Genomic DNA, 26054 nt, shown 5'->3' with positions numbered 1-26054 from the left:
ACGGCCATCGCCTCGTACCCCATCACATTGTAGAACTCGAGGTCGGCCATGCCGTTGTACTGGTTGAAATAGAGCGTTCCTTGGAAGACATCGCCGGCATCGACCAACAAGGTGGGCATTGCCGTCTCGCGGCGGATCTTGTCGATCAATGCTTTGCGACGCGAAACACCGCCGTGAACCGGATTGTTGCCGCTGAACACCGGTTCAATCCGGGCATGGTGATCATTCGTGTGTAGAATCCGCATGCGGAAGGCAGGATTTTCCTGCGCCAACGCCAGCCGGAAGCTGCCGTCGCTGTAGATCGCGAGCAGCGCCCCAGCTCCCAGAGCGACCGTCCCCTTGAGAAACCGCCGGCGTGAGATCTTCTCCATAAGGCATGCTCTCCGTTTCAAGTCGCGAACAACCACAACCAAACCGCTTTGCCATTCGTTATGGCAATCCGGTTGGCCTCATCGAGCGCGCAAGCATCAAGGTGCAAACCAACGTTGAACTGGAATGGGCATACGCATAGTACCGTAGATGAAGCGTTTTGGCAAGTGAATCAGGGCGCTTTTTTGCTTGCTCTGATGCAATTAATCGATTGTTCAAGCGCGCTTAATCATTTCTTGATGCAACCGCACGCTATTGTGATGATGGCAGACTGATGAATTGCGATAGCTTCACTGCCGCATTCCACATTATTGTGATGATGGGATTCGCTGAATTGCCGCAGTCAAACTGCCGCACACCACAGTAGCCGTATTGATAGACGGCGACAGCTCCGCTGCTATCCTCAGCATCATCAGGTATAATACGAATGTCCCTGCCCAATCGACCAATAAGGAGCGATGTATGCCCCGCACTGAGCTAACGCCCGCGCTGATCAGCGCTATCGAAGAGGTGCAACAGCGCGTGCTCTGGTTATCGACGCTGATGATCCATCACGCCAACCACGTGCGCCCTAATCCCGACGGGGTGAAGGTGGGTGGTCATCAGGCTTCGTCGGCTTCGATGATCACGATTATGACGACGCTCTACCTGCACTATTTGCGTCCCGGCGATCGGGTTTCGGTCAAGCCGCACGCTTCGCCGGTCTATCACGCAATCCAATATTTGTTGGGTCGGCTTGATGGACGCTACCTCACGCAGTTACGGGCATTTGGTGGACTGCAAGCCTACCCTTCGCGCACCAAAGACCCTGACCCGCCCGATTTTTCCACCGGCTCGGTCGGCCTTGGTGCGGTGGCGCCGGCCTTTGCCGCCCTCAGCGCGCAATACGCCGCCTATCATTTCAACCGGCCCGCCACCCAACGCTTCATCTCTCTCGTTGGCGATGCCGAACTCGATGAGGGCAATGTCTGGGAAGCAGTGATCGATCCGGCGCTCGCCGATCTCGATAATTTGCTCTGGATCGTTGATCTGAACCGGCAGAGTCTCGACCGGGTGGTGCCCGGCATCCGCGCTGCGCACCTCAAACGACTCTTTGCCGAGAGCGGTTGGCGGGTATTAGAAGCTAAGTACGGCTGCCGCCTGCAAACCCTTTTCGCCCAACCCAGCGGTGATGCGCTGCGCACCCGCATCGACGAGATGAGTAACGAGGAGTATCAGGCTCTCATCCGTTTGCCTGGCCCCGACTTGCGCCCTCGCCTAATCAACGGCGACGAGCGGCTTGCCCGCTTGCTCGCCACCGTTCCTGATGAAGAATTACCGGCCACCCTCGCGAATCTCGGCGGCCACGATGTGATCGAATTGCTCAAGACGCTTGCTGCCGCCGATGCCGAACCGCGCCGGCCAACGATTATCTTTGCCTACACGATTAAGGGTTGGGGTCTGCCCATCGCCGGTAATCCGCTTAATCACTCGATGTTGCTCACACTCGAACAGATTGAGGCACTGCGCGAACAGTTCGGCATCGCTCCCGACCACGAGTGGGATCGGCTGCCGCCCGATTCACCCGGCGGCCAGCTCTGCGCCGAAGCTGCGGCCCGTCTGTATGGCGCGCCCGATCACGCTGCGCCTGCCGTGACCATTCCCCTGCCTGACGAGATTGCCGTGCCGACCGCCGGCATGATCAGTACCCAAGACACGTTTGGCCGCTTTCTCGTCCGTGTCGCTGACATTGCCGGTCTGCGCGAACGGATTGTGACCGCATCGCCAGATGTGTCGGTTTCGACCAATTTGGCTGGCTGGATCAATAAGACCGGTGTCTTTGCTCGGCGTGAAGAGCCGGATTTTGAAACCGAAGCGTATCGTATCTTGCGTTGGCGACGCTGGCCGGGTGGGCAGCATATCGAGTTGGGTATCTCGGAGATGAATCTCTTTATGCTGTTGGGGATGTTCGGTTTATCACGCGACCTGATCGGTGAACCACTCATCCCAATCGGCACTGTCTACGATCCGTTTGTCTGCCGCGGCCTCGATGCGTTTATCTACGGCCTCTATTCGGGAGCGCGGTTTATCGTGGTGGGTACGCCAAGCGGTATCACTCTTTCGCCCGAAGGCGGTGCGCACCAGTCGTCGGTCACAGCCTCGTTAGGGATTGAGGTGCCCAATCTGGCGAGCTTCGAGCCATGTTTTGCTCTTGAAACCGCTTGGCTGCTGCACGAAGCGATGCGCCTGTGTATCGTTCCCAACGGATCGGCGAGCTATCTTCGCCTTTCGACCCGTCCCATTGACCAAAACCTACTCCAACCGGCCCTCGACCGGCTCGGTGCTGCCGAACTACGTCAACAGGTTCTGCGCGGCGGTTATCGGTTGATCGACCGCACCGATTACCACGATCATCCACGCGCGCCGGTCGTGCAGATCGTCACCGGTGGAACACTCGTGCCTGAAGCGGTAGCAGCAGCCCAGTATCTGCGCCGCGAAGGGGTGGCAGTCAATGTTATAAACCTCACCAGTGCCCGCCGCATCTATGAGTGCTGGAAACAGGGTGACGATCTAAGCTGGCTCATTCCACCAAGCGAACGCAATGCGCCCATCGTGACCGTTCACGACGCCGCTTCACACGCGTTGGCATGGCTCGGCTCCATCCACGGCGTACCACTGCGCGCCCTGGGTGTTGACCGATTTGGTCAATCAGGGGCGCGTGATGACCTCTACCGCGCTTTTGGACTTGATCCATTGTCGATTGCAGAAGCTGCCTTTGAACTGATCGATAGGTACGTGCTCTGAGCACGTATACCAATTGCCTCGACTGGTCATATCCGCAATTCACTAGCCGAAACCGTTCTTTTCTTTGGCTGTAATAGTCCGTAACACACTTCATCTATCATCATCACAAACACGAATGAGTCGGTATAGAGTAAGCGTGTGAAGACCGATCGGCGGCTACTATTGTCTTTTGACCCAGGAACAGTCTCATGCTTACAACTAACGATCCACAGAACGAATTACAATATCACGTTATTGACCTGATGACGAACATCTTTAGCCTGGTTATTGAAGAGCGAAAGTACCATTATGCGCAGCAACCGAAGCCCAAAAAGCAAGGGTAGTCCCGGAAATTGGCCTCATCATTCGCAATCAAGTAGCGATGCTCTATGACATCGAGATGGCTTACGGTAAAGACAATGTCATCACCGTTGAATTACTGCTGGGAATTTTCGGCTTAACCTTAGGTGCGGGCGGTATCTCGTTGCTCACCATGCATGAGAGCAAAGTCCTCGTCCGTCGGGCCTCGCTTCAAGTTATTCAGCAGATTATCAAATCGCTCGCCGGGCAAGTCACCCAACGCTTGATGAAGGCGACGATCAGCAAATGGCGCCCTATCGTCGGAGCTGCAGCGGTGGCGGCGTGGTCGTACTCCTCAACCAATCAAATCGGCCAAAAAGCGGTCGAGATATTTGAAAAAGATATTTAGATTGTGTTAGAACAGGATACACAACCTGCGAATGATCACATACCGTTGCACAGCACATCTGCCATGCACAGCACCGAATCTAAATGGCAGATCCTCATCAACTTGGTCAAAATCGACGGCAAGGTCACGCCGGAAGAACAGACCTTTCTGTCCCAAGCGTTCCAAGAATCGGGCCTGAGCGATCAACAAGTGCGTATCTTGCTCGCTGCGCTCCACACCAATACCAATTTCACACTTGATTATGAAGCCTTGGCCGCCAAACCTGAGGAGATAGTCGGTTTATTGACGAAGATGGTGGCATTAGTACGCTGCGACGATGAACTGCCATCGCCGAGAAACTGTATATCACGCAGATAGCACAACGGCCGGGCATCGCCGAAACCGATCTGAACGAACTTTTCGCTGGTGTAGCCTAGCCACACCTTAACTCCTACCCATCGGATAGGTTGGATGATGGTTACCAGACCGGGGCAGGCATGAAGCCGCCCCGATCACCTCTCAATCAGGATACCTGCTTCTGGCCGCTTCCCGGCAGATCATTGCCAGCCTCCTGTCTGGCGTAGCAATATCACAGCTACCAAGGTCTGGGCAAAGGTCAAGGTTGCTACGGTCGGATCCGTTGCCTCATCGTGCGGTAGTTGCCCCTGTACCGGTAAGTATGCTCGCAAAGCCGCACTCACCCGATCAAGCACTGGATCATTTATGGCCGTCACGAGCATCGCCGGTATCCCGTCGTCATCGGCAGCGACCGGCCGTAGCTGTACGACCGCCGTCGCGCCAACTGCGTGGACGATACCGGCCAGATCAAACGCCATTGCCCGCCGCCGCAACGACATCTGCACGTCAAGACCATCTGTTCCCGGCCCAAAGCGCAACACCACATCCGCCAACGGGCGCTGGGGCGCAATGTAGCGCTGGATGTCACGCTCGCGGGCCGGCCACGCTGCGCGCACCTGTTCGACCGTATAGCCGCGCTGTTTGACATCCCGTTCTTCACGCCAGCGCCGGTACAGGTCGGGGTGCGGATCGAGATAGACAGTCAAGTCAAACAGCTCAGCTTGCACTGGTGGAGTGAGCGTGAGCACGCCATACACGATCACCAAACCGGTTGGCGCCACTCGTTCACTACACCGTGGTGCCCCGATGACGTGATCGTAGACCGGCTTCTCAATCGTCTGCCCGGCGCGCAACGCCGCCAGATCGGCAGCCATTCGTTCCAGATCGGTTGCCGCTGGATCGGCATCGGTTAGTCCACGAGCTGCCCGTTCGGCCCGGCTGTAGCGCAGATAATCATCGAGACTGATCGGCGTCACACCTTGCGCACCCAGTAGACGGATAATCCCACGGGTAAGGGTCGTCTTGCCGACACCACTGGCCCCGATCAGTCCCAGCATCAAGGGTTGGTCATCCATATATCGCTCACGAAGCCAACCGCGACTTCCAATCGGCGAGAAACTGTTCGATCCCACGGTCAGTTAGGGGATGACGCATTGCCTGCTGCAAGACCTTAAACGGGCAAGTAGCAATGTCGGCCCCGGCCAGCGCCGCTTCGACGATATGCCGCGGATGGCGGATCGATGCAGCCAAGATTTTCGTCGTGATCTCGCGATCCTGCCGGTAGATGCCGGCAATTTCACGGATGAGTGCCATACCGTCAACGCCGGTGTCATCCACCCGCCCGACAAAGGGGCTGATGATAAACGCGCCAGCCCGCGCCGCCAACAGCGCCTGCACCGCGTTGAAGCAGAGCGTGACATTACAGCGAATACCGTGCTTGGCGAGTTGGCTAACCGCTCGCAAGCCTTCCGTTGTGCTCGGCACTTTGATAATCACATTTGGATGCCAAGCCGCATACTCCAACCCTTCGCGCACCATTCCCTCGGCATCGGTCGAGACAGTCTCGGCACTAATCGGACCATCAACCAACTCGGCAATCTCGGTAATGATCGCCTTAAAGTCGGCACCGCGCTCACGCGCAATCAGGGTCGGGTTCGTCGTTACCCCGCTCAGAATCCCCCAACTGGCCGCTTCCCGAATTTCGGCCAGATTCGCGGTATCGAGATAGATCTGCATTGTGCTCCTCCTCTATTTGGGCGCCATCCGAATCGCGCCATCAAGCCGGATGACTTCGCCATTCAACATCGGATTTTCGATAATATGCTGCACCAGCGCGGCATACTCCGCCGGACGGCCAAGCCGCGAGGGGAAGGGCACCTGTGCACCGAGCGATTCGCGCGCCGCTGCCGGCAAGCTCGCCATCATCGCCGTATCAAAAATGCCCGGCGCGATCGTCATCACTCGAATGCCGAAACGGGCCAGCTCACGTGCCGCCGGCAAGCCCATCCCCACCACCCCCGCTTTCGACGCTGCATACGCTACTTGACCGATCTGACCATCGAAGGCAGCTATTGAGGCCGTGTTCACAATCACCCCGCGCTCGCCCTCGTCGTTCGGCTGATTGTTCGCCATCGCCTGCGCCGCGTAGAGCATCATCTGGAAGGTGCCGATCAGATTAACCTCGATCACCCGCTTAAACCGAGCCGGATCATGCACGCCATCGCGTCCCAACATCCGCTCGGCCAACACAATTCCTGCACAGCAGACCAGCGCGTGCAGGCTGCCAGCATTTGTCGCCGCCGCCACCGCCGCTGCACACTGTGCCGGGTCGGTAACATCGGTACGCACAAACTGCCCACCGATCCGCGCGGTCAGCTCCATCCCGGCTGCCTCGTTGAGATCGGCAATAGTCACCCATGCACCGGCTCCGGCCAATCGCTCGGCTGTCGCTGCCCCCAACCCTGATGCGCCGCCGGTGACCAACACACCGAGACCGTTCAGTTGCATTGCTTGCTCCTTTGCTCAGCGGGCAACTGCCCATTCAAAATGCATCCCATCACTGGCACCGCGGCCATCGTAATTCCAATGACCACCCCAAAAGAACCCCAGTGCGTTCGCGATCGGCACTAACTCGCGCACAGAGCCGCGATCGCCTACCAGCGCCGCCGGTTTGTAGAATGCGTTCCACTGTGCATTGATATCAAATGCCGTGCCATACGCATGGTTGCTCAACGTGGTCGGATTGCTGCGAATGGTACGCGGCCACCATGCGCCGTCAAATGTTAACACTAACTGCAAGAGTCCTGCATCTTCCCATGCCTGCCACAACCGGCGCAATTGGTCAGCGGCCACCCGATGGAAACGGATCCGCCCGCCGTTAGTATTGCGGAACCGGGCCAATTGCGGAATCGACACCTCGATCAGGTTCTGCGCCGCCCAATCGTTGGTGATGGTAATATCATCGCCGCTCTTGCGCACCCACTCGATTTTACCCAAGATTCGCTCGCGCTGGCCGTTGCGGTCGGTCAGAATGTTGAAATCGGGCATTGGCGGCCAATTCGGATCGCGGCGCGGCGGCCCAGCCCACACCACCTCCGGCGCATTCAGAATTGACGATACTGGCGCTGGTGGCTGGATCGGTTGCGCTGGGGCCGCCGGTGGCGGCGCCGGTGGCGGCGGGGCTGCCGCCGGACGTGGCTGCCACGCCTGTACCTCAGCCGAACGTGGCAGCTCGCTCATCCGGCGGATCACGCCGTCTGGCCCGCGGTACAACGTATCATACGCAAAGACCTGTAGTTCGTAGGCTGTTCCATTGATCGTCTCGCGCACCACCCCGCTCAGCGGCGTGCCCAACTTTAATTCCAACGCCCGCTGGTGAAACGGATCGGTTGGATTGTACGGAACGCCGGCAACGTTGTACGTTTCGGCCCACAGTTGGGCATACTGCGGGCTAGCCGGGTCGGTTAAGCTGAGAAAGCAACAACCGGATTGCTGGCTCATCGGCGTGTAGAGGGTATCGCCAGCAAAGACTTGCAGCGCAAACGCGCGGTCAGCCGTGACGTAATTCCCGCTCAGCGCCGGGCCAAGTTTGGCTTGCAAGGCCACAAAATGGAAGCGCCAATCGGCGCGAAACTCGGTTTTGCCCTCGAGCGGCGCGCGCGCCGCGCTCGCTTTCAACGCACTGCGATAGCTCGCCTCGATTAAGGCTCGGCTCACTCCGCCGGCAGGAATTGCGCCGATGTCCGGCCCCAGCAGATTGGCCAAACTCTGCACGGCAGCGTACTGGGTGCCTTCGTTGAAGATCGTATCGCGGGCAAAGACCTGAAAGTTATACGTCTTACCATCGAGCGCCACCGGCGGCGGCTCGTTAGGGGCCAGCGGCGCGCCGAGATCAAACTTGCCCCAGTGAAGCGAAAAGGCTTGGTTGAGCCGCAATTGGCCACCGCGCTGCCGCCACGTCACCGTCGCCAAACCCACCCACAGCTCCTGTTCGGGAGAGCGCACGCCGCTGCCGAGGATAACACCCTCAGCAGAGGCAACCGGCGCCGCCGGCGGCAAATACGGCAACACCCTCCGCTTCCCGCGGGCATCAGTGATTAGCATGCCAATATCAGCCAACGACAGGCCGTGTTGCGCGGCCATCACCGGCAACCAATCAGCCAGCACTGTGGCTTGCGCCTCGCTCAGATCGGTCAGTGCCGGCGCTGCAAGGCTCACAATCACCGCCACCCGGTCGAGATTATGCGCTCGCCCCCGCCAAATTGCCCGGCCCAACCCATGACCGGCCCGCACAGGAGCGACCAGTTGATGCAATGTCCCATCCCGATCAAGGTAGAAATGAGGCAACATCGCCGCATCCGCGCTTTGGTAGGCGGCCAGCGCCATCGCGGCAGGCTGCGCGTCAGCCACTGCCACCACTAACGCCACCGGGCTGCCTTCGCGACTCCTCCCCGCCCGATCCGGTCTTCCCACCGCGATCGCCTGCACCTCAGCGCTGCTCATGGCACGCTCCATCGTTACTAAAAATATTCTCGGCTCATCGTAGCACAGTGCCGTAGAGAAGGCAACAAATCGGAGGGAGACAGCGCGAGGGATAAGGGTCGATGACCCAATCGCAACGCGCGCAAAGGACGCAAAGGTTTTTGGGATGGTGGTCATCCTCTGCGTCCTCTGCAGTAAAACATGTACCCTCACCCCCAGCCCCGCTCCGGCTGTCATTGCGAGCCGAGCAACGCGAGGCGAAGCAATCCCACGAGAGCGGTATACGGCCACTCATCGCGTAGAACCGCTTCCCAACTCTTCTGCGTCGTGGTATCGCAATTGCTTGCCCCACCCCCGCTGGGGGATGTAGCCCCACCCCTTCCACCCTTTCGGGGGCAGATATTTGAGGTGAGGTCTGGATGATGACTATCGGCGCCGATCGGGAAACCGGCCCGCCAGCACCCTGCCCCGACCGGCCGGATCGCCGCCCGGTGCTAGGTAGCATCCACCACGGCCGGATTACGCCCCATCCGGCCGGATCACCGTGGCTGGTGGTGGCTGCTCCCATGCCGCAGCAGGTGGTTCCCAAACCGTGGCCGATGACCCCGCCCTCGCGCACGCGGGATCGCCCGTCCGCACCGATGGTCACCAAGCACCGGTTCTCGCAGCAGGAGGTAATCCGATGAAATACCTACGGAGCACCCTCACCCCCTGCCCCTCTCCCTCTGGCGCGGTAGAGGGGCGCTGCTGTGTTCCGCTTGAGCAGTGCCACTCCCGTCCCCGCAACAGCTCCCCTGCTCCCGCCATCAGGTGAGAGAAAGGGCGGGGGGATGCGGGCCGATGACGCAGTCGCACAGCGAGCAAAGACACAGAGATGGTAAACGCAAGGGCACAAAGGGTTTTGGGGGAAGCGCCACTCCCATCTGTCATTTCAAGGAGCGCGTAGGGGCAGCGCGTCGCGCTGCCTGCGCCCCGAAGCAATCCCTCGCTTCAGCGCACACAATCCACTATCGGTTAGGAATTGCACAAGGGACCACTCGCAAAATAGTATAAAAACCCTATTGCCTGCTCCATAGATGAGCTGGTAGATTACCCCTATAGATTGCGCCAATCGAGTGATAGAATTTGGGAGCTACATATCATGCGTCTATCTCTGCTCTTGTATCCGATCCTCGTCTGTCTCCTTGTCTTGCTGTCACTACCGGCTAACGTTGTTGCTCAATCGGAAACGCCACAAGCTCAACCGAGCACTATCTTTATCCCCCTGATCACCCGCACGGTGACATACCCGCCGCTCTCCTCCAACTGGTTAGAGCGGGTGAACGCCTATCGAGCGCGGGCCGGAGTGCCGCCGGTCACTGAAAGTAGCGAACTCAACAGCAACTGCTGGGAACATGCACGCTATATGGCCGAAAATAACCAAATCACCCACAACCAAGACCCAAACAAGCCCTTTGCCTCGCCCACCGGCCAGATCTGCGCGCAAAAGGGCAATGCGTGGATTGGATGGGGCAACAGCTGGCAGCCCGCTGACGCAATTGATAGCTGGATGCAATCGATCGGCCATCGCATCTGGCTGCTCTACCCCACGACGCCAACCTTCGGGTTTGGATTTTACACCACTGCCACCGCAAAATGCAGGGTGAATAACGTGAACTGGCACTGCAACGGCACCGCGCTCGATGTCCTCTCTCACTTTAATTACAGTGCTGATGCTGATTACCCCGGTTGGCCGGTACGCTACCCCGGCATTGACCAAACCAATGTGCCGGCGACGCAATATCCGATTACGTTGCAATGGCGCTACTTTGGCAGTACGCCGGTGATCAGCAGCACGGATCTGCGCGTTGTCGGCGGCAATGCGATTCCGCATACCAGCACAACTAACCTGCCAGTTGGTCATAAAGGGATCGCCGTCACCCCTACCGTCAATTTGCCTGCCAATAGCCTGATCGAAGTATCGATCAGCGGATCGTATGATGGGCAACCGTTTACCTACACGTGGCAGTTCCGCACCGGGAATTGACGAGACGGGCAGTGACACCCCAATACTACCCAGTTGAGCAGGCTTTAATGGAATGCGGGCAGTTTCACTACCGCATTCCATATCAAGAGCAGGCTTGAGCATGCGCAAGCGGCCCACACCGATCGCATATTGCCCAGCGATCCCAAACCTCTATACTCGCACCAAACCACTCAACTTGCACCCCGCCAAACCCATGGTATAATAGGCCGCCCGCGTTGTTCCGCCACGACTTGCGGCACACAAGGAAAGAAATGCATGAGGAGTAACTTTTCTGCACTAGCCCTGTTGCTCAGTGTTTTGTTGATCAGCGCATGTGGTGCGGCAGCAGCCAACGAGCCAGCGCCACTGCCGACAGCTATCGAGGCTGCAACCCGGCTGCCGGACACCCCGCAGCCAACAGCTATGCCAACCCTTCCGCCAACAGCAACGCCTGAACCGATGGCCACCCCCAAACCAACCTCCACCCCCGAACCGACCGCTACCCCAGCTCCGACTGCCACTTCCGCACCCATCACCGCGCCGCTCGCCGTGCCGCGCGGTTCGGTCACGAGCCGGCCCTTTGCAGTAATGTACGATAACCATCCCAATGCTTACCCGCAAACCGGCATGGACAAGGCGGCCATCGTGTTCGAGGCGTTGGCCGAGTTCGGCATTACCCGCTATATGGCGATCTTTATCCCCGGCATTTCGCCTGAGGTTCCCGTGATCGGCCCAGTTCGCAGCGCTCGCTCGTATTATGTCGAATGGGCCAAGGGATTCCGATCGGTGTATGTGCATGCCGGTGGCTCGCCCGAAGGATTGCTCTTGGCTGAAACCTCGATCGAGTTGATCAATATGGATGCCCTGCGCGGCAATGCCAGCGGGTATTTCTACCGCACCCGCGATCGCAGCGCACCGCATAACCTGTATACCAATAGCGCCAATATCGCCAAGTTTGCTGCAGCGAATGATCGGCCAGTGGAAGGATTAGCAGAGATCGGGTTCACCTATTCACCCGAAGCGCCACCGTCCGAACGGCCTACCCAACAGGCTTTACGCTATTTCTTCATCTACCGCGAAGCAAGCGTCGGCTGGCAGTACGATCCGGCCACGAACAGCTATCGCTATTTGCGCGGTAATCGCCCGCACGTCGATGCTGCTACCGGCGCGCAGTTGCAGTTCAAGAATGTTGTCATTCTCGAAGTGCCCGAACGGCCTATTCCGAATGATCCGAAAGGGCGCATCGAGCAGGATGTGATCGGCGAAGGCCCGGCGCGCATCTTCCGCGATGGCCGGATGATCGAGGCTACCTGGCGCAAAGCGGCAGGCTATGCTCAGCTCTATCTCGTTGATGCTGATGGTAACGAAGTGCCGCTCGCGCCCGGCTCGGTCTGGATCGCTGCTATTCCCGACCTTGCCAATCTAACGGTTGAGGGCGGGCGCTAACACAACACCCCGGAGCCCGTTGCTCCGGCTTGATTGGGCGGGTGCCGCCAAGCGCTGGCTCTGTTTGCCAGATCTACCGCTGACCTCGCCATTGCGCCTTGCAGCGCACCAAGCGGCGCCCCGGCAGACGCACATTCAGATATCCCTACGGGGTATTGGTGGCGTTGACCCACGCCGGCATGCCCCACCACGCGGCGGCTGCCCCGCGTCTGCCCGGCACACCGTGCCGAATGCCGCCATAATAAGGAGGAAACAGACTGTATGAGAGGAAGCATCGTTCGCCGCGGCTTGATTGTCGCTGTGCTGGTCGTGCTCTCGACCGCCATCGCCCACGTACAGGCCGCCCCGACGACCGCACCGTCCCAACAGCCACCCGTCGCCCCCACGTACCGCATCTTTGCCACTCGTGAAGGTCTGGTTGGCTACCGCACCGCTAATGGCCACATCATCCAACCCCGTGACCGGTTTGTGGCCCTGCCCTGCTGGTGCGCGCTCTCACCCAAAGGCACCGATAAGTTCAAAGTTCGCCTTACCTACAACGGACGTTCCGTGGTGGTGCCCGTCTGGGATGTCGGGCCGTGGAATACGCGCGACGATTATTGGAACCCGAACCGCCGTTACGGCGACCTGCCGGTCGGTATGCCGATGGCCGAAGCAGCCTACTTCCATGGCTACAACGGTGGCCGCGATGAGTGGGGCCGACGAATTACCCTCCCCAATGGGATCGATATCGCTGATGGCACCTTCTGGGACGACCTCGGCATGACTCGTAGCGATTATGTCTACGTCACCTTCCTCTGGCTTGGCGAAGACCCCGGTCCCGGTGATGCGGTTGAGGTTGGCCCCAACCAGTTCACCGATGATGCTGCACAAGAAACTGTTACCACGCCCGAAGGTGCGTTCACCATTGATAATACTGATACCGCGTTTGACCCGGTCGGCAAGGATTGGTACGAAGAACGGTGCGGCTTGAATGGCCAACATCAATGGACGTATTCAACCACTGATCCAGCCAAAGCGACCACTGCCGCAGCGTGGACTGCGCCTAACCTCAGCCCCGGTTTCTATGAGGTCAAAGCCTATATCCCAACCTGCGGCAATCCAGCCACCACCAGCGCCCGTTACCGGATCAGCCATGCCGGGGCAACGACTGAAGTGACGCTTGACCAACGTTCAGCCAGCGGCCAGTGGGCTTCGCTCGGCACCTATTACTTTGGCGGCCCCGGCAACGAAGTGCCGCAGGTCTTCCTCAGCGACCTCACTGGTGATCGGGGCATGGCCGTGCGTTACGATGCGATTGCATGGGAACCGCGCAGTGATACAACCCCACCCAATACCCAGATTCTTTCGATTACGCACGCCGGCAATGGCTTCTCGATCAAGTGGGGCGGCAACGATGATATGACCGGCATCGCCAGCTACGATGTACAAGTGCGGTTGTTGCCCGATGGCGGTTGGACGGATTGGAAGAAAGAGATAACTGATCTGAGCGCGTGGTTTGGCCCCGATGAGGGCAAACAGTTCGCCTTCCGCGTGCGCGCACGCGATTGGGCCGGCAATGTCGAGCCGTGGGAAGAGGCTGCTGTCGCCGACACTACCAATGTGCCATAATGCGTTTGGGACACGGCAACGCCGTGTCCCGCTGATCCCGATACGTCATCAGGTGCAAGGGACACAGTACCGTCGTGTCCCTTGCCATACTCTTCCTTTACTCAGCGTCTTGCAATGCGGCGACACCGGGCAGCACCCGCCCTTCGAGCAACTCAAGCGACGCGCCGCCGCCGGTGCTGACGTGTGACATCTTCTCAGCCAACCCAGCCTGCTCAACCGCCGCGACGCTATCGCCGCCGCCGACAATCGTGATCGCGCCGTTCGCCGACGCTTCCGCCATCGCTTGGGCAATCGCCCGCGTGCCGGCAGCAAACGGCTCTAGCTCAAACACACCCATCGGGCCATTCCAGATCACCGTCCGCGCCGACCGGATCTCGGCGCTGTACAGCTCAATCGTCTTTGGCCCAATATCGAGCACCCGCCAACCATATGGAATGGCGTTAACATCAACCACTTGCCGCTGCGCCTCGGCGCTGAACGCATCGGCAATCACCACATCAACCGGCAAGAGCAGCCGCGCGCCACGCTCTTCCGCCTTGGCCATCAGTTGCTGCGCCACTGAAACACTATCCGGTTCCACCAGCGAGTCACCGAGATTCAACCCCTTCGCTAGCAAGAAGGTATTGGCCATCCCACCACCGATGAGCAGCGCATCAACCTTGCCGCGCAAGTTCTCGATCACGCCAATCTTGTCGCTGATCTTGGCGCCGCCGATCACGGTCACAAACGGGCGCTGCGGATTGCTCAGCGCACCACCGATGTAGGCCAATTCCTTCTCCATCAGGAAACCGGCCACCGCCGGCAGATAATGCGCCACGCCTTCGGTGCTGGCATTGGCGCGGTGCGCGGTGCCAAACGCATCGTTGACATACACGTCACCCAGCTTCGCCAGCTCGGCGGCCATCTGCGGATCATTCTTCTCTTCCCGCGGATCGAAGCGGGTGTTCTCCAGCACCAGCACCTGACCCGGCTTGAGCATAGTCACCGCTGCTTCAGCTGCTGGGCCGGTGATGGCTTCCGTCTTCTTGACCTCAGTCGCTTCCGGCAGCAACTCAAACAAGCGCTCAACCGCCGGACGTAAGCTATACTTCGGATCGGGCTTGCCTTTGGGCCGCCCAAGGTGTGACATCAACACGACGCTAGCACCGTGTTCCAACAGATACCGAATCGTCGGCAACGCCGCTCGGATGCGCGTGTCATCGGTAATCAGACCCTGATCATCGAGCGGTACGTTGAAATCAACCCGCACGAGCGCGCGTTTCCCGGCCCAATCCACATCGCGGATGGTCTTCTTATTCATGCGCGTTCCTCCTTATTCGCGGTGTAACGGCACAATGCCATTGTAACACAGCGGCTACTTGCCGATGCAAAACCGGCTGAAGATCACATCGAGCAGGTCTTCGCCCACCGTCTCGCCGGTGATTTCGCCGAGCGCATTAGCAGCGCCGGTCAGATCGGCGGCCAGCAGATCGATTGCCGCATTGGTCGCTAATGTCTCTTGGGCAGCGCGCAAAAACTCGACGGCCCGGCGCAGAGCAGCGCGATGGCGCGGGTTGCTGACCAGATGGGTTGTTCCAATCGCCGGTAACGTGCCACCGAGCAACGTAGCTGCAATCGTGTTGGCGAGGTGATCGATCCCATGACCGTAGCGCGCCGAGCAGGTAACGACCGCCACACTACGCGGATGCTCCGGCGCCGGTGGCGGCGCGCTAGCCGGATCATCGCACTTGTTCCAGACAATAATGGTGGGTCGTTCGGCAGTGACTGACAGCATCGCCGCATCTTCGGCGGTAAACGGTTGCTGGGCATCAAACACCAACAATGCCAGATCAGCGCTGGCCAGCGCCGATCGTGCTCGCTCAACCCCGATCTGTTCCACCGGATCGTCACTGGCCCGCATGCCGGCAGTGTCGATCAACACCACCGGTACCCCAGCCAGATTGGCCGTCTCTTCGAGCGTATCGCGAGTGGTGCCGGGGATCGGCGTCACGATCGCCCGCTCGACCCGCAACAAAGCGTTGAGCAGGCTCGATTTGCCAACATTAGGCCGTCCGACCAACGCCACCCGCGCACCGTTGCGAATCACCATGCCTTGATCGGCCCCGGCCAACAACCGCTCCACCGTCGCTAACGCTTGCGCCACCGGCTCAGCCACCGCCTGCGGCTCGATCCCCTCTTCCGGGAAGTCAATTAGTGCGGTGATGTAGGCCAGCGGTTCGAGCAAGGCGGCCCGCGCTGCCCGCACTTCCCGCGCCAACCAGCCACCAAGTTGGGCCTGCGCCACCGCCAACCCCGCGCTCGTCTGAGCCCGAATCACATCGAGCGTGGCCTCAGCTTGGCTCAGATCGATCCGCCTGTTCAAAAAGGCGCGCATGGTAAATTCGCCGGGATTGGCCAATCGCGCACCGGCAGCTAAGGCCACTTCCAGCGTGAGCTGTACCGGCAACGCGCCCCCATGGCAAGAGATTTCAACTACGTCTTCGCGGGTAAAACTGTGCGGCGCGGCCATTAATACCATCAACGCCTCGTCGATCACCGCCCCATCCGGGCCGATCACATGGCCATACCGCACCCGATGGCTGCGCAACCGGCCCGCGCGCGCCGGACGGAAGATCTTCAGCGCAATCGATTGAGCATCCGGCCCGCTTAGCCGTATAATACCAATGCCACCCTCACCGGGAGGGGTCGCAATCGCTGCAATCGTGTCGCTCATTGAGGTTCCGTGCGTCTGCTGGCTACACTCTTCCGCCTGATCACCCTCTACAATACGCTCGCCAATCTGGCCGGATTGCGCGGCCTGAGTTGGAGCGAACGACTCGCCATCCCGCTAGCGGCGCTGAGTTGGCGCCTACCGGCGGCAAGCTGGCGCGCGGCCATTACCCTCTTGCTACCGGCGCTCATTATTCAGCTTAGCCTAGCTACCTTGCGCCAGCGCCAGCTCAACCCTCGCCGGCAGCTCCAACCGGGGATCTATTCCGATCGCCACATTACCCGACTCGATCTCCCCGCGTGTCATGGCCCGGTGCCGGCCTTGCACATCGTACCCCGCGGCGGCGCTACCGCCGCCGTGCTGGTGACGCATGGTTCAGGTTGCGACAAAACCTTTTACGCATGGCGGCTGGTCGATGCCTTGATTGCACGCGGGTTAGCGGTCGTGCTGATCGACCTTGACGGCCATGGCGAAAGCCCGCGCCCGCAATCGTTTCCGCAGATGGTTGACAGCGTCGCTGACCCGCTGGGTTGGCTACGAGCGCGCTACCGCCGGATCGGCGCGCTTGGCATGAGTTTAGGCGGTGCCGTGCTGGCTCGCGCTGTCGCCAACGGCGCGCCGGTTGATGCACTCGCGCTGTGGGAAGTGCCGCCGCGACTCCGGCTCGATGCGCGGCAATACCGGCACGTGCAGATTCGGGAAGCAATTGCCATTGTGCAACTGCGGATGCTGCATCTGTTCCGCGATGGCACCATCGACCACGTGATCAAAGCATGGCAGACGAGCGGCATCCGGGCCACAATCGGCACGTGGGATCTGTTCGACGCGCTCGACGTGCCCGGCAGTTTGCGTGTCATAGCCCAGCGCCAACCTCCGCCACCGACACTGATGGTTTACGCAGGCCGCGACGCTATTATCCCCCCGGCAGCAGCCGCCGAAATCGCTGCACTTGCCGCCGGTTGGGCCGAATACCATCTGTTGCCATTTGCCAGCCATATCTCATTGCCGATCGATATGGCCTGCATCACCCTAACCAGCGATTGGCTCCGCCGGCAGCTCACCGCTGATGCGGGGTCAGAATGGCATCAATCAAGCCATACTCTACCGCCTGCGACGCGGTCATATAAAAATCGCGGCTAAAATCGACTTCCAACCGTTCGACCGGCTGGCCGGAGTGTTTCGCCATAATCTCGCGCAGCAACCGTTGCAAGCGCAGCATCTCATCAACCGCGATCTGCACATCCGGTGCATACCCCTCTGCGCCACCGCCTGCCGGATGCGAGTGGATCGTCGCATGCGGCAAGGCAAACCGCTTGCCCTTCGCCCCGGCGCAGAGCAGCACTGTCGCCATACTCGCCGCCCGGCCCACGCACACCGTGCAAATATCAGGCGTCACCAACTGCATCGTGTCGTAGATCGCCAACCCAGCCCGGATCACCCCACCCGGACTGTTGATGTACATCCAGATATCACGTTCAGGGTCTTGCTGTTGCAATACCAACAATTGCGCCACCACCGACGAGGCCAGCTCATCATCAATTGGCTCGCCGATAATAATCACCCGTTCTTTTAGCAAGCGGGAAAAAATATCCCAACTCCGCTCACCGCGGCTGGTTCGTTCTACAATTGTTGGCACCGGAATGGACGGCATATCATCCTCTTTCTGATTGATCAACCAGCAAACAACTGCCGATCATCGTCTTTGACTGTCGCTTCACAATAACTGCGCGCTGCGCAATCTCGTAGGGCTGCTGATACTGGGATGGCGCTACCGGCACAACGGCAATCGAGACACTCACCAATGAATAACGGCACGGACGACCTTGCCGGTCGTGACCGAAAATATAGCCCCGCTCGCGATCCTCGGCTGAATAAAAATAGGGGATCGTCGCATCAAAGCGTTTGATCATTGCTTGACCAAGGCGTTGCGCTCGTTCCAATGTCGTCACCAACACAAAATCATCACCGCCGAGATGTCCCAGAACATCGTCCGCTTCGCCATACCAATGAACGATGTCGGCCAAGAGCCGGGCCGTATGGACAATCACCGCATCGCCCTTAAAAAAACCGTAATGATCATTATACCCTTTAAAATGGTCGAGATCGATATACGCCACTGCAAACGATTGCTGCTTGACCAATCGCTCATAAATCACTTGTTCAATCACGATATTACCGGGCAAGTGTGACAGCGGATTCACGCTGCTATCCCACCCGCTCCGGCGCAAAATCGCACGGATCCGCGCCGTCAATTCCGCTGCACTGCACGGTTTCACGATATAATCATCGGCGCCTAATTGCAAACTCCGCACCTTTTCATCCAGTGCGCTGACTGCAGACAGTAGCACCACCGGCACCAACCGCGTCGCCGGCGTAGCACGCAGGGTATGCAATATTTGCAACCCATCGCCATCGGGCAACAATCGATCAAGCACGACGAGATCGAAATGCTGCGTGGTCGCCAATTGCACCGCCGTCGCACTATCCGCTGCCGTCACGACCACCAACCCGGCATCGGTCAGTTGTTGGCCAAGCGTACCCCGAATCTCTGGTTCGTCATCAACCAAGAGAATCCGTGGCACTCCCCGCTCGCTATGATGGGCAGTCAACAACCGCTGCACCTGACCAAGCAGCGGTTGGCTCAGATCGAGTAGCGGCACATTGCCGCCAACTAATGGGTGGTGACTCGCTACCACCGCCACCACCTCGCGCGTTTCCGGATCGGTACCGGCAATCTGGACACAGGTCGGCGGATCAATGTCGGCGATTTCCTCAGCTATCACCAGCAAGCGTGGCCGGCGGCGACGGGCAAGGTCAAGGCCAGCAGCCCCAGTCATTACGCGCTGCACCTCTAAGCCCGCTGCAACCAACGCCTGCGCCAGCCCGTCAAGTGTCGTCCCACCCACCAACACTGCTAATCCTGAACCGATGGAAACGGCTGGCGACGATGCCGGCTGCGCCGACATCGCTGGCTGATACGCTTCAATTGGCACCCGCGCAACGATCATATTGCCTTCCACCTGCAACCGGCCAGTTAAGTGTTCGCTAAACTGGCGCAAACGGGCCGTCGATCGCTGCAACGAGCCGATCAAATTGCGTAACCGCTGATCATCGCTCTGCCCATAGTGATGCGCCAGCAGGTCTACTGCGCTTTGCAACGCCGTGAGCGGTGATGCAAGCTGATGGATAAACTTTTCCACTTCGGAAGGAGCCTTATTCATCACCACCCTCGCGTGTTTGCATAACGGATGTCAACGTAGCAATAAGACGCTCAGCGGTAACTGGCTTCTCGAGAAACCCGCGTGCTCCAAGATTGAATGCCTGGGCTGACGCATCAGGCCCCAAATCATTGGCGGTCAAAATCACAACCGGGATCGTCGCCGTAGCCGGCTGCGCCTGTAACCGCTGCAACACCTCTAAACCGTCCATATCGGGCATACGCAGATCAAGCAAGACCGCATGCGGTCGCGAATGCTGGACTAATTCCAGCGCTTCAACCCCATCACTGGCGGCTAATACCCGCATACGATGCCGCTGCAAAATACGCACCAACACCGTCCGCACATTCGGTTCATCATCAACCACCAGCACCAATGGCTGCGGTTCGGCAATCTGGCGACGTATTTCGGCAATAATGTCTTCGATCGGGCTATTAACCGGCAAGACACTGGCATCGCGCAGGCGGCTTGACCCCGGCGCATCACTGATCACGATCATCGGCACAATCCGGTAGAGCGGAACTGCACGGATTTGACTGATTCGATCATCGAGATCGCCAGAGTCGATGAATACCAGACATGCCGGCTGGCGCGCTGGCAGAGCGGCGTTGAGGTCACGCGCCTGCATCTGGATCACGTGCCAGTTTGGATCGGCTTCCAATGCAGCGCATAACTTAGCCACCCACGGATGGGCGCCATCGGCAACGACAATCAGCGGGAGTTGGTCTTCCACCGGTTGCAGCTGCACTTTCGCCACCGGCACCGTAAAACTGAATGTACTTCCCCGGCCAAGATCACTATCGACCCAAATCTTGCCGCCGTGTAATTCAACTAACTCTTTCGAGATAGCCAACCCCAATCCAGAACCGCTTTTTTCACGACTGATTGATTGATCAAGCTGATGAAACTTCTGAAACAACCGCATCTGATCGGCACGGGCAATGCCGGGGCCCCAATCGCGCACACTAAAGCGCACCACGTTCTGCTCGTGGGTAGCGCTCAGCAACACCTGATGCCCTTGCGGTGAAAACTTGATTGCGTTTGACAACAGGTTGATCACCACTTGCACAATCCGATCGCGATCGACTTCCACCAATGGCAAATTGGCCGGCACATTCAGCGAAATGGTCACGCTATACTGGCGCGCGAACGCTCGCAGCTCCTCCTTGGCGCTCCGGCAAATCTCGATCGGCGCAATCGGCTTCGTCTGCAACTGCAACTGCCCCTGCTCGATCTTCGCAATATCGAGAATATCGTTCACCAACCGGATGAGACGTTCGGTATTCGCCAGCGACACCTGTAGCATTGAGCGTACCGACGCGGCCAGATCAGGAGCAAGCCCGGGCTTGTCGCGCGCAGCATCGCCTAACACTAGTTGCAGCGACCCCTGAATGTTGGTCAAGGGCGTCCGCAATTCATGCGATACGGTTGAAACGAACTCGTCTTTCAGGCGCTCAACTTCACGCTCGCGCGTCACATCGCGAAAGATCAAGATTCGCCCTAAATACTGCTCGCGCCGATCAATCACCGGTGCTGAGAAGCAGTGCAAACGGCGCGCCTCTGGCCAAATCACTTGAAATTCTTCATAGGCACGGTCGGTTTCCGAAGCTAGCAGTTGCCCTAACCAAAACGTTAAGCGGGTACTATTCGCAAAAACCCGACCAAAGATCATCAATAGGCCATCATACGACCGGCTCTTAAGATCGTGCTCGGCCACACCAAAAAAATAGCAAGCTCGCCGATTGACCATCACGACCCGGCGCTGACGGTCAATCATAATAATGCCATCGTTGGTCGTTTCTACAACTGCCTGCGCCCGATCAAGCTCGATCCGCAGATGCTCAAAAAGCCGGGTATGCTCAATCGCTGCGCCAATCTGCCGCGCCAATAGGCGCAGCCACTGTATCTGCCGTTCACTGAACCGATTGCTTGGCCACGGCACCAACTGCACAACGCCAGCCTGCCATCCACCGGCTACGATAGCCAGTGAAACCACACCGGTAATGGCATGCGAACGCAGAAATGCGTGTAATGTCCCAGATACCGGTGATGGTGAATAATCTGTTGGCAGATAAGCGATTTCCTCGGCTGACTCAAGCAATGACGCGGCCAACGCTTGCATCTGCTGGTCAAGCTCGTGTTGCCATAACTGATGCAATACGGTCGCAAAAGCCGGCAACGATGCGCTGGTTGTCACCGTCTTGAGCTCAAGCTGGCTTGTCTCATCATTGTAGAGATAGAGCGCACCGGCTGCGGCGCCAACTGCGCTCACCAGTTGCTCTAGCGCGAACCCAATCAGTTGATCTGGGGTATAGGTGTAGAGCAAAGCCAGATCGACAAAGACATCAACTGGCAGCAATTCAGGCTCATGCAGACCGTCACCCTGATCAAACCGCGTCTGAGCATAAATGGCATCATCGGCAAGAAATTGCAACACGCCGACATATTCATGGGCAACCTGCGCCTCCCATCCGCAGATGCACAAACCCTGCAACGCGCCATTGGCTACGAGAGGCAAGATCGCAATCTGCGTTGGCGGCTGTTCAGGCCAGATCGCATTGGTCAACGCCAATGCCAGCGGTGTTGATTGTCGATCAGGCGTAAAGAGCAGTGGTTGCCGCAACAACCGTAAATCATGCATCAAGTAGTGTGGAATGCTAATCTGTTGCGGAGCCACGCCCGCTACTGGATCGGACTGATCGTCAAACCGTTGCCATTGATCGCTGTCAGGCATAAGCCGATAGATCAACGCCACGCTCGCCATGGCAAGGCTGCGCGCGCCATCAAGCAATACTTGCCACAAGACCTCGCGCGACGGGGCGCGATACATCTGCCGGCATAGGATGGCTAGCAGGGTTGATCGAGCAGATAATTCCACGACAGCTTACACCTTCGTATGAATATGAATGCTAGGATGTTTGGAAGCATGCGATTATCAACACTCGCCAGCGAGCACTGACTCGACTTTCTCCACCAGTGCAAACACATTAAACGGTTTTTCAACCCAACCGCGCACTGAAGGCGGCAAGTGTTGCGGAAGCTCCCGCACTCTGGGGCTGGCCGTGAGCAAGACGATCGGGATCTGGCGCCAAACCGGATGGTGCTGTAACCGCTGGCACAGCTCTAATCCATCCATCTGCGGCATCATGACATCGATCAGCAAGAGATCAAAGCTCTGACGGGCAAGCCGCTCCAACGCTTCAAAACCATTATTCGCGATAACAACGGTATAGTTCGCGTCTTCGAGCGCCATACGAGTAATCAGTTGCAGATCGGGCTCATCTTCGGCCAGTAGAATTTTCGTACTCATGTTCTTCCATCAACAAGATTTGGCGCGCGACCTCTTCAATCGCAATTCGCTGCTTCCGGTAAAAGTCCGACTCGCTCATTGCGAGGCGATGAGCGACATCGCGTACCGTCTGCCGGCGCAAAAATCGCCCTTCTAGTAGATTGTACAATAGCCACTCCTGCGCCGAGGGATCGATCTGATCATCAGGTCGCAAATTCGCGATCGCTTGCCGCAATACGGCCTGCAAGGCCTTGGTCGGGCTACCGCCTTGCTCGGCAAGCACCCGCCGCACACTGCGCAAGCCAAGCAATGGGCTGTCGGCCAGCTTCGGCCCGCCCCAAAATTGCGTTAGCGCATCTTTGACCAGTTGCGGAAAATCGGGGTGGAGCGCGATGTCATCCTCGATCGTGGTTAAGGTGCTCGGTGTCGCTTGTTCTAAGCGTGAACTGAGTTGTTGCAACGACTGCATCTCTGGCGCTAATCCACGCAGCGCATCAAAAATTTGCCGCTGCATCTGCGCCGTCGTCAGTGCCAACTCGATTTGGTGGGCCAACCCGGTCACCATGCGCCGCATCTCGGTAGACATCCCGCCGTTGCGTTGCAATTGCTCGGGCGTGACCTCAAGCCCGATCGCACCTAGAAAGACGCCATCAGGACTACGCAACGGCAATAAGCAAAACGACCCGATCACCAACAACGATCCGCTATCAAGGCTAGCGCTGGCATCATACGGCATCGCATCAAGCTGTGGAATCAGGTTTGCAATCGGATGTTCGGTTACAAACCGGCGCACTTCACGGCGCGATCCCCATAAGGCTTTGATGCTAAATCCGTCTTCCCCCGGTGCAATCACAAAGCCTGTTTTCACCCCCAAGGGATTACAGATCGCGACAAGTGAGTTTTCGAGCAACGCCCGCAGATCGGCTCGGGTAAACATATTGCGCGGCAAGTTGCGCAAATAGTCGATCTCAGAATGGTCTTGGTGATAGATCAGAGCGTCAAGGTATGGTTTGGCCTGTGTCACAAAGATCGGCATTAAGACCGTCATCACCATCACCCCGAAAGTGATGAGCGTCTCTGGCGGCAAGCCAAGTTGCTGAGCAATAACCGGCACCGCCTGTATAAACAGAATCGTGGTAATGCCGACAAAGGGGCCGTATAACCACCACCGGACAAAATCTTGCTTGATCAGACGCTCAGGAATGAGCATACCCTGAAACGCTACTGAATACGTCATGACCGTGACCATCACGATCACGATCACACTGGCAATCGCTTGTAACGCGAGTATCAGGCTGATTGGCGCAGCGCTCGGCGAGGCCACTAATAAAAACGGGAAGACGCCAATCCCAGGTGCGGCAAAGGTCGCACTCAAGTAACTCAACCGCCGGCGTTGCGATGGCGTTAACGCCGAGCGACGCACGGTCAGGATGGCGATCAACGCAGTTGCCGCCGCCACGACAAAGAAGACGACGTAAAACCAAAACAATGGCCCAGCCTGAAATTGGGCGACGGGGCCGCTTGGCATTCCGGTGTGAATAACCAAATTCGTGCCAAGGGCAACAAGGAGAAAGATGATAATACTGCCTAGATATGAAAGATACACGCTACGCCGCCAGCGTTGGGCGAGAGTATTGACGTTGCCAAATGCTAACAAGGCATTCGCAAAGTGAATGTAGCCCGCCGGAACCAAGACAATCCCTAACCATTGCGCCCGGCCCAGAAATTCAACCGTTTCCGGACGTTGCGCACGGGCCAGCAATAAATCGCCGCTGTAGGCAATGATGACTCCAGCCAACAAAACACCAAGCGCGCGCACAATATCGCTGCGCCAGTTTTGCAGCACAATGTAGGCCAACAATGAAAAGCTAACAATTAATACTGCGGCAAACAGTACTTCGTTGATTCGTTCAAGCAGAGTGACCATATCGATATACATCGTAGTTCATGCAACTACCACAGAGTACAAGTTTCCATCGCAACAATGATGACCTGCAGAGATGAGCCAATGAGATGGTATCAGGTCACGTACTCACATCCTTATACGGAAGGTAAAGACGTTGCGGTGCAACGTCTCTTCTTCCCGCAGCAGTATCGCTCCCTACTCACCTCGCACGTTGGCAATAGTCGCTGTGTGACAACCGGTTTTCAGCGACGAACCGTTTGGCGCGCTGAGCGACGTTGTTTGCCGGTCATGATAATTGATCTGAATTATACCATGGCAGGTAGCAAGGGATTTTTCTTTAATAAAATTATGTAAATTAAATATTAGAGAGCCGGTGTGCTATAATCGAAGTGCAGAGTAAGGCGTAGACCCGAGTAGGAAACCATGCGACAGCTTCCCAATCTGTTGGGCCTTTTCCGCATCATTGCGACGCCGATTCTGGCGTGGCTAGTGCTGGTGGCAACGCCAACCGCCTATCTTGGCGCGGCGTTCTTGCTGTTGTTGATGGCATTGAGCGATATGGCCGATGGCCGGCTGGCTCGCCATCTGAAGGTGGTGTCACCCCTTGGCATCTTTATCGATACGATCAGCGACAAGATCTTCGTTGCCGGTGTCCTTATCCCTATGATTGAGGTTGGGCTACTGCCAGCATGGGTTGCCCTCACGATCATTGTGCGCGAATTTGTCGTCTCCGGTCTCCGTTCATTCGCCGCTGCCGAAGGGGTCGTTATCTCAGCCCGTCGCTTTGGCAAGCAGAAGCTTGTAATTACGGTCGTGGCCCTGATCTGGCTTCTCCTTGCTGCCCACGCTGAAACTGGCGGCTTCCTCGGAATGTTCGCCGGCGGCTTGCTGATCCCGCTCCTCAATCTCTGGCCTATCCCAATGTCGCTCGCCCTCATCTGGACGATTGGCTCCGGGATCGAATATCTCTGGCAAGCATGGCCGTTGTTGCGCCGGAGTTGGTCTCCTCGACCTTCAGAACGATAGCGTCTTCGTCAGATACAGTGCCCGCCCAAAACGCATCACCCCCGCTAGCGCAGCTAGCGGGGGTGATGGTGTACTTGGTAGCGGCGGCAGGAGTCGAACCTGCGACCTTCGGGTTATGAGCCCGACGAGCTGCCACTGCTCCACGCCGCGTCAACCAAACGGGGGAACTGCCTCGCGACAGCTC

Annotated in this window: 20 protein-coding genes and 1 tRNA gene; 8 read left to right on the top strand and 13 right to left on the bottom strand. The window is 58.1% G+C overall.

The annotated features are described in order from the left end of the window. The coding region (locus U9R61_RS03725) for a twin-arginine translocation signal domain-containing protein (RefSeq protein WP_322487480.1) at positions 1 to 371 on the bottom strand (371 nt) is incomplete at its 3' end. Positions 372 to 831: 460 nt separating this feature from the next. On the opposite strand from U9R61_RS03725, the gene U9R61_RS03720 reads away from it, so the two are divergent. The 3 genes from U9R61_RS03720 to U9R61_RS03710 all read left to right on the top strand — a co-directional run bounded on the left by U9R61_RS03720 (position 832) and on the right by U9R61_RS03710 (position 4198). After that, entirely contained in the window at positions 832 to 3153 is a 2322-nt protein-coding gene (locus tag U9R61_RS03720) for a transketolase-like TK C-terminal-containing protein (protein WP_322487479.1), read from the top strand. Between the two features lie 361 nt (positions 3154 to 3514). Then, positions 3515 to 3841, top strand: a complete 327-nt coding sequence (locus U9R61_RS03715) for a hypothetical protein (protein WP_322487478.1) — start codon at positions 3515 to 3517, stop codon at positions 3839 to 3841. A 63-nt stretch (positions 3842 to 3904) separates the two neighbouring features. After that, entirely contained in the window at positions 3905 to 4198 is a 294-nt protein-coding gene (locus U9R61_RS03710) for a hypothetical protein (RefSeq protein ID WP_322487477.1), read from the top strand. A 179-nt stretch (positions 4199 to 4377) separates the two neighbouring features. Here U9R61_RS03710 and U9R61_RS03705 read toward each other — a convergent pair whose 3' ends face one another. From U9R61_RS03705 to U9R61_RS03690, 4 genes are read right to left on the bottom strand one after another with little or no spacing between them, the layout of a single operon-like run. After that, on the bottom strand, positions 4378 to 5253 hold the full coding sequence (locus U9R61_RS03705) for a uridine kinase (RefSeq protein WP_322487476.1): 876 nt from the start codon (positions 5251 to 5253) through the stop codon (positions 4378 to 4380). Between the two features lie 7 nt (positions 5254 to 5260). Beyond that, entirely contained in the window at positions 5261 to 5914 is a 654-nt protein-coding gene (gene fsa, locus U9R61_RS03700) for a fructose-6-phosphate aldolase (protein ID WP_322487475.1), read from the bottom strand. Positions 5915 to 5926: 12 nt separating this feature from the next. After that, positions 5927 to 6685 (bottom strand): SDR family NAD(P)-dependent oxidoreductase, encoded by a 759-nt coding sequence (locus U9R61_RS03695; protein ID WP_322487474.1) that lies wholly within the window; start codon positions 6683 to 6685, stop codon positions 5927 to 5929. 15 nt (positions 6686 to 6700) lie between these two features. After that, positions 6701 to 8680 carry a M15 family metallopeptidase gene (locus tag U9R61_RS03690; RefSeq protein ID WP_322487473.1) on the bottom strand — a complete coding sequence of 660 codons (1980 nt, stop codon included), beginning with the start codon at positions 8678 to 8680 and terminating at the stop codon, positions 6701 to 6703. A 1120-nt stretch (positions 8681 to 9800) separates the two neighbouring features. Here U9R61_RS03690 and U9R61_RS03685 point away from each other — a divergent pair. The 3 genes from U9R61_RS03685 to U9R61_RS03675 all read left to right on the top strand — a co-directional run bounded on the left by U9R61_RS03685 (position 9801) and on the right by U9R61_RS03675 (position 13721). Further along, a complete protein-coding gene (locus tag U9R61_RS03685) occupies positions 9801 to 10685 on the top strand; it encodes a CAP domain-containing protein (RefSeq protein ID WP_322487472.1) in 885 nt (294 codons plus the stop codon). A 255-nt stretch (positions 10686 to 10940) separates the two neighbouring features. Next, positions 10941 to 12110, top strand: coding sequence for a DUF3048 domain-containing protein (locus U9R61_RS03680; protein WP_322487471.1), 1170 nt, complete (start codon positions 10941 to 10943; stop codon positions 12108 to 12110). Between the two features lie 261 nt (positions 12111 to 12371). Next, positions 12372 to 13721 (top strand): hypothetical protein, encoded by a 1350-nt coding sequence (locus U9R61_RS03675; protein WP_322487470.1) that lies wholly within the window; start codon positions 12372 to 12374, stop codon positions 13719 to 13721. A gap of 97 nt (positions 13722 to 13818) precedes the next feature. Here U9R61_RS03675 and U9R61_RS03670 read toward each other — a convergent pair whose 3' ends face one another. Both U9R61_RS03670 and mnmE read right to left on the bottom strand, forming a co-directional pair. Further along, the gene (locus U9R61_RS03670; protein WP_322487469.1) at positions 13819 to 15021 is read right to left on the bottom strand and encodes a phosphoglycerate kinase; all 1203 of its coding nucleotides are present in this window, start codon (positions 15019 to 15021) and stop codon (positions 13819 to 13821) included. A 54-nt stretch (positions 15022 to 15075) separates the two neighbouring features. Then, positions 15076 to 16434 carry a tRNA uridine-5-carboxymethylaminomethyl(34) synthesis GTPase MnmE gene (gene mnmE, locus U9R61_RS03665; protein WP_322487468.1) on the bottom strand — a complete coding sequence of 453 codons (1359 nt, stop codon included), beginning with the start codon at positions 16432 to 16434 and terminating at the stop codon, positions 15076 to 15078. Positions 16435 to 16443: 9 nt separating this feature from the next. Between mnmE and U9R61_RS03660 the strand changes: the two genes are divergently transcribed. Further along, positions 16444 to 17571 carry an alpha/beta hydrolase gene (locus tag U9R61_RS03660; RefSeq protein ID WP_322487467.1) on the top strand — a complete coding sequence of 376 codons (1128 nt, stop codon included), beginning with the start codon at positions 16444 to 16446 and terminating at the stop codon, positions 17569 to 17571. Here the strand turns inward: U9R61_RS03660 and U9R61_RS03655 are convergent. Genes U9R61_RS03655 through U9R61_RS03635 form a run of 5 tightly spaced genes read right to left on the bottom strand, consistent with a single transcriptional unit; the run spans position 17489 to position 24877 of the window. Next, positions 17489 to 18082 (bottom strand): ATP-dependent Clp protease proteolytic subunit, encoded by a 594-nt coding sequence (locus U9R61_RS03655; RefSeq protein ID WP_322487466.1) that lies wholly within the window; start codon positions 18080 to 18082, stop codon positions 17489 to 17491. The two genes, U9R61_RS03660 and U9R61_RS03655, sit on opposite strands and share 83 nt — an antisense overlap. A 1-nt stretch (position 18083) precedes the next feature. Then, entirely contained in the window at positions 18084 to 19652 is a 1569-nt protein-coding gene (locus U9R61_RS03650) for a response regulator (RefSeq protein WP_322487465.1), read from the bottom strand. Then, positions 19645 to 22527, bottom strand: coding sequence for an ATP-binding protein (locus U9R61_RS03645; protein ID WP_322487464.1), 2883 nt, complete (start codon positions 22525 to 22527; stop codon positions 19645 to 19647). Before U9R61_RS03645 ends, U9R61_RS03650 begins: the two co-directional genes overlap by 8 nt. A 57-nt stretch (positions 22528 to 22584) precedes the next feature. Next, on the bottom strand, positions 22585 to 22959 hold the full coding sequence (locus tag U9R61_RS03640) for a response regulator (RefSeq protein ID WP_322487463.1): 375 nt from the start codon (positions 22957 to 22959) through the stop codon (positions 22585 to 22587). Continuing rightward, the gene (locus tag U9R61_RS03635) at positions 22928 to 24877 is read right to left on the bottom strand and encodes a histidine kinase N-terminal 7TM domain-containing protein (protein ID WP_322487462.1); all 1950 of its coding nucleotides are present in this window, start codon (positions 24875 to 24877) and stop codon (positions 22928 to 22930) included. Before U9R61_RS03635 ends, U9R61_RS03640 begins: the two co-directional genes overlap by 32 nt. A 390-nt stretch (positions 24878 to 25267) precedes the next feature. Here U9R61_RS03635 and pgsA point away from each other — a divergent pair, with 390 nt between their 5' ends. Further along, the gene (gene pgsA / locus U9R61_RS03630) at positions 25268 to 25870 is read left to right on the top strand and encodes a CDP-diacylglycerol--glycerol-3-phosphate 3-phosphatidyltransferase (protein WP_322487461.1); all 603 of its coding nucleotides are present in this window, start codon (positions 25268 to 25270) and stop codon (positions 25868 to 25870) included. Positions 25871 to 25945: 75 nt separating this feature from the next. On the opposite strand, the gene U9R61_RS03625 is transcribed toward pgsA, so the two are convergent. Continuing rightward, a tRNA-Met gene (locus U9R61_RS03625) sits at positions 25946 to 26020 on the bottom strand. Between the last annotated feature and the right edge of the window lie 34 nt (positions 26021 to 26054).

Source organism: Chloroflexus sp. (genome assembly GCF_034431535.1).
Lineage (GTDB): Bacteria > Chloroflexota > Chloroflexia > Chloroflexales > Chloroflexaceae > Chloroflexus.
Note: the sequence above shows the minus strand (reverse complement) of the source record. Positions and strands in the feature narration are given on the sequence as shown.

Coding starts and splice junctions, on each gene's coding strand:
- U9R61_RS03720 (WP_322487479.1), top strand. CDS start 832: ATGCCCCGCACTGAGCTAACGCCCGCGCTGATCAGCGCTATCGAAGAG.
- U9R61_RS03685 (WP_322487472.1), top strand. CDS start 9,801: ATGCGTCTATCTCTGCTCTTGTATCCGATCCTCGTCTGTCTCCTTGTC.
- mnmE (WP_322487468.1), bottom strand. CDS start 16,434: ATGAGCGACACGATTGCAGCGATTGCGACCCCTCCCGGTGAGGGTGGC.
- U9R61_RS03690 (WP_322487473.1), bottom strand. CDS start 8,680: ATGAGCAGCGCTGAGGTGCAGGCGATCGCGGTGGGAAGACCGGATCGG.
- U9R61_RS03695 (WP_322487474.1), bottom strand. CDS start 6,685: ATGCAACTGAACGGTCTCGGTGTGTTGGTCACCGGCGGCGCATCAGGG.
- U9R61_RS03680 (WP_322487471.1), top strand. CDS start 10,941: ATGAGGAGTAACTTTTCTGCACTAGCCCTGTTGCTCAGTGTTTTGTTG.
- U9R61_RS03650 (WP_322487465.1), bottom strand. CDS start 19,652: ATGAATAAGGCTCCTTCCGAAGTGGAAAAGTTTATCCATCAGCTTGCA.
- U9R61_RS03655 (WP_322487466.1), bottom strand. CDS start 18,082: ATGCCGTCCATTCCGGTGCCAACAATTGTAGAACGAACCAGCCGCGGT.
- U9R61_RS03640 (WP_322487463.1), bottom strand. CDS start 22,959: ATGAGTACGAAAATTCTACTGGCCGAAGATGAGCCCGATCTGCAACTG.
- pgsA (WP_322487461.1), top strand. CDS start 25,268: ATGCGACAGCTTCCCAATCTGTTGGGCCTTTTCCGCATCATTGCGACG.
- U9R61_RS03705 (WP_322487476.1), bottom strand. CDS start 5,253: ATGGATGACCAACCCTTGATGCTGGGACTGATCGGGGCCAGTGGTGTC.
- U9R61_RS03635 (WP_322487462.1), bottom strand. CDS start 24,877: ATGTATATCGATATGGTCACTCTGCTTGAACGAATCAACGAAGTACTG.
- U9R61_RS03715 (WP_322487478.1), top strand. CDS start 3,515: ATGCTCTATGACATCGAGATGGCTTACGGTAAAGACAATGTCATCACC.
- U9R61_RS03670 (WP_322487469.1), bottom strand. CDS start 15,021: ATGAATAAGAAGACCATCCGCGATGTGGATTGGGCCGGGAAACGCGCG.
- fsa (WP_322487475.1), bottom strand. CDS start 5,914: ATGCAGATCTATCTCGATACCGCGAATCTGGCCGAAATTCGGGAAGCG.
- U9R61_RS03675 (WP_322487470.1), top strand. CDS start 12,372: ATGAGAGGAAGCATCGTTCGCCGCGGCTTGATTGTCGCTGTGCTGGTC.
- U9R61_RS03710 (WP_322487477.1), top strand. CDS start 3,905: ATGCACAGCACCGAATCTAAATGGCAGATCCTCATCAACTTGGTCAAA.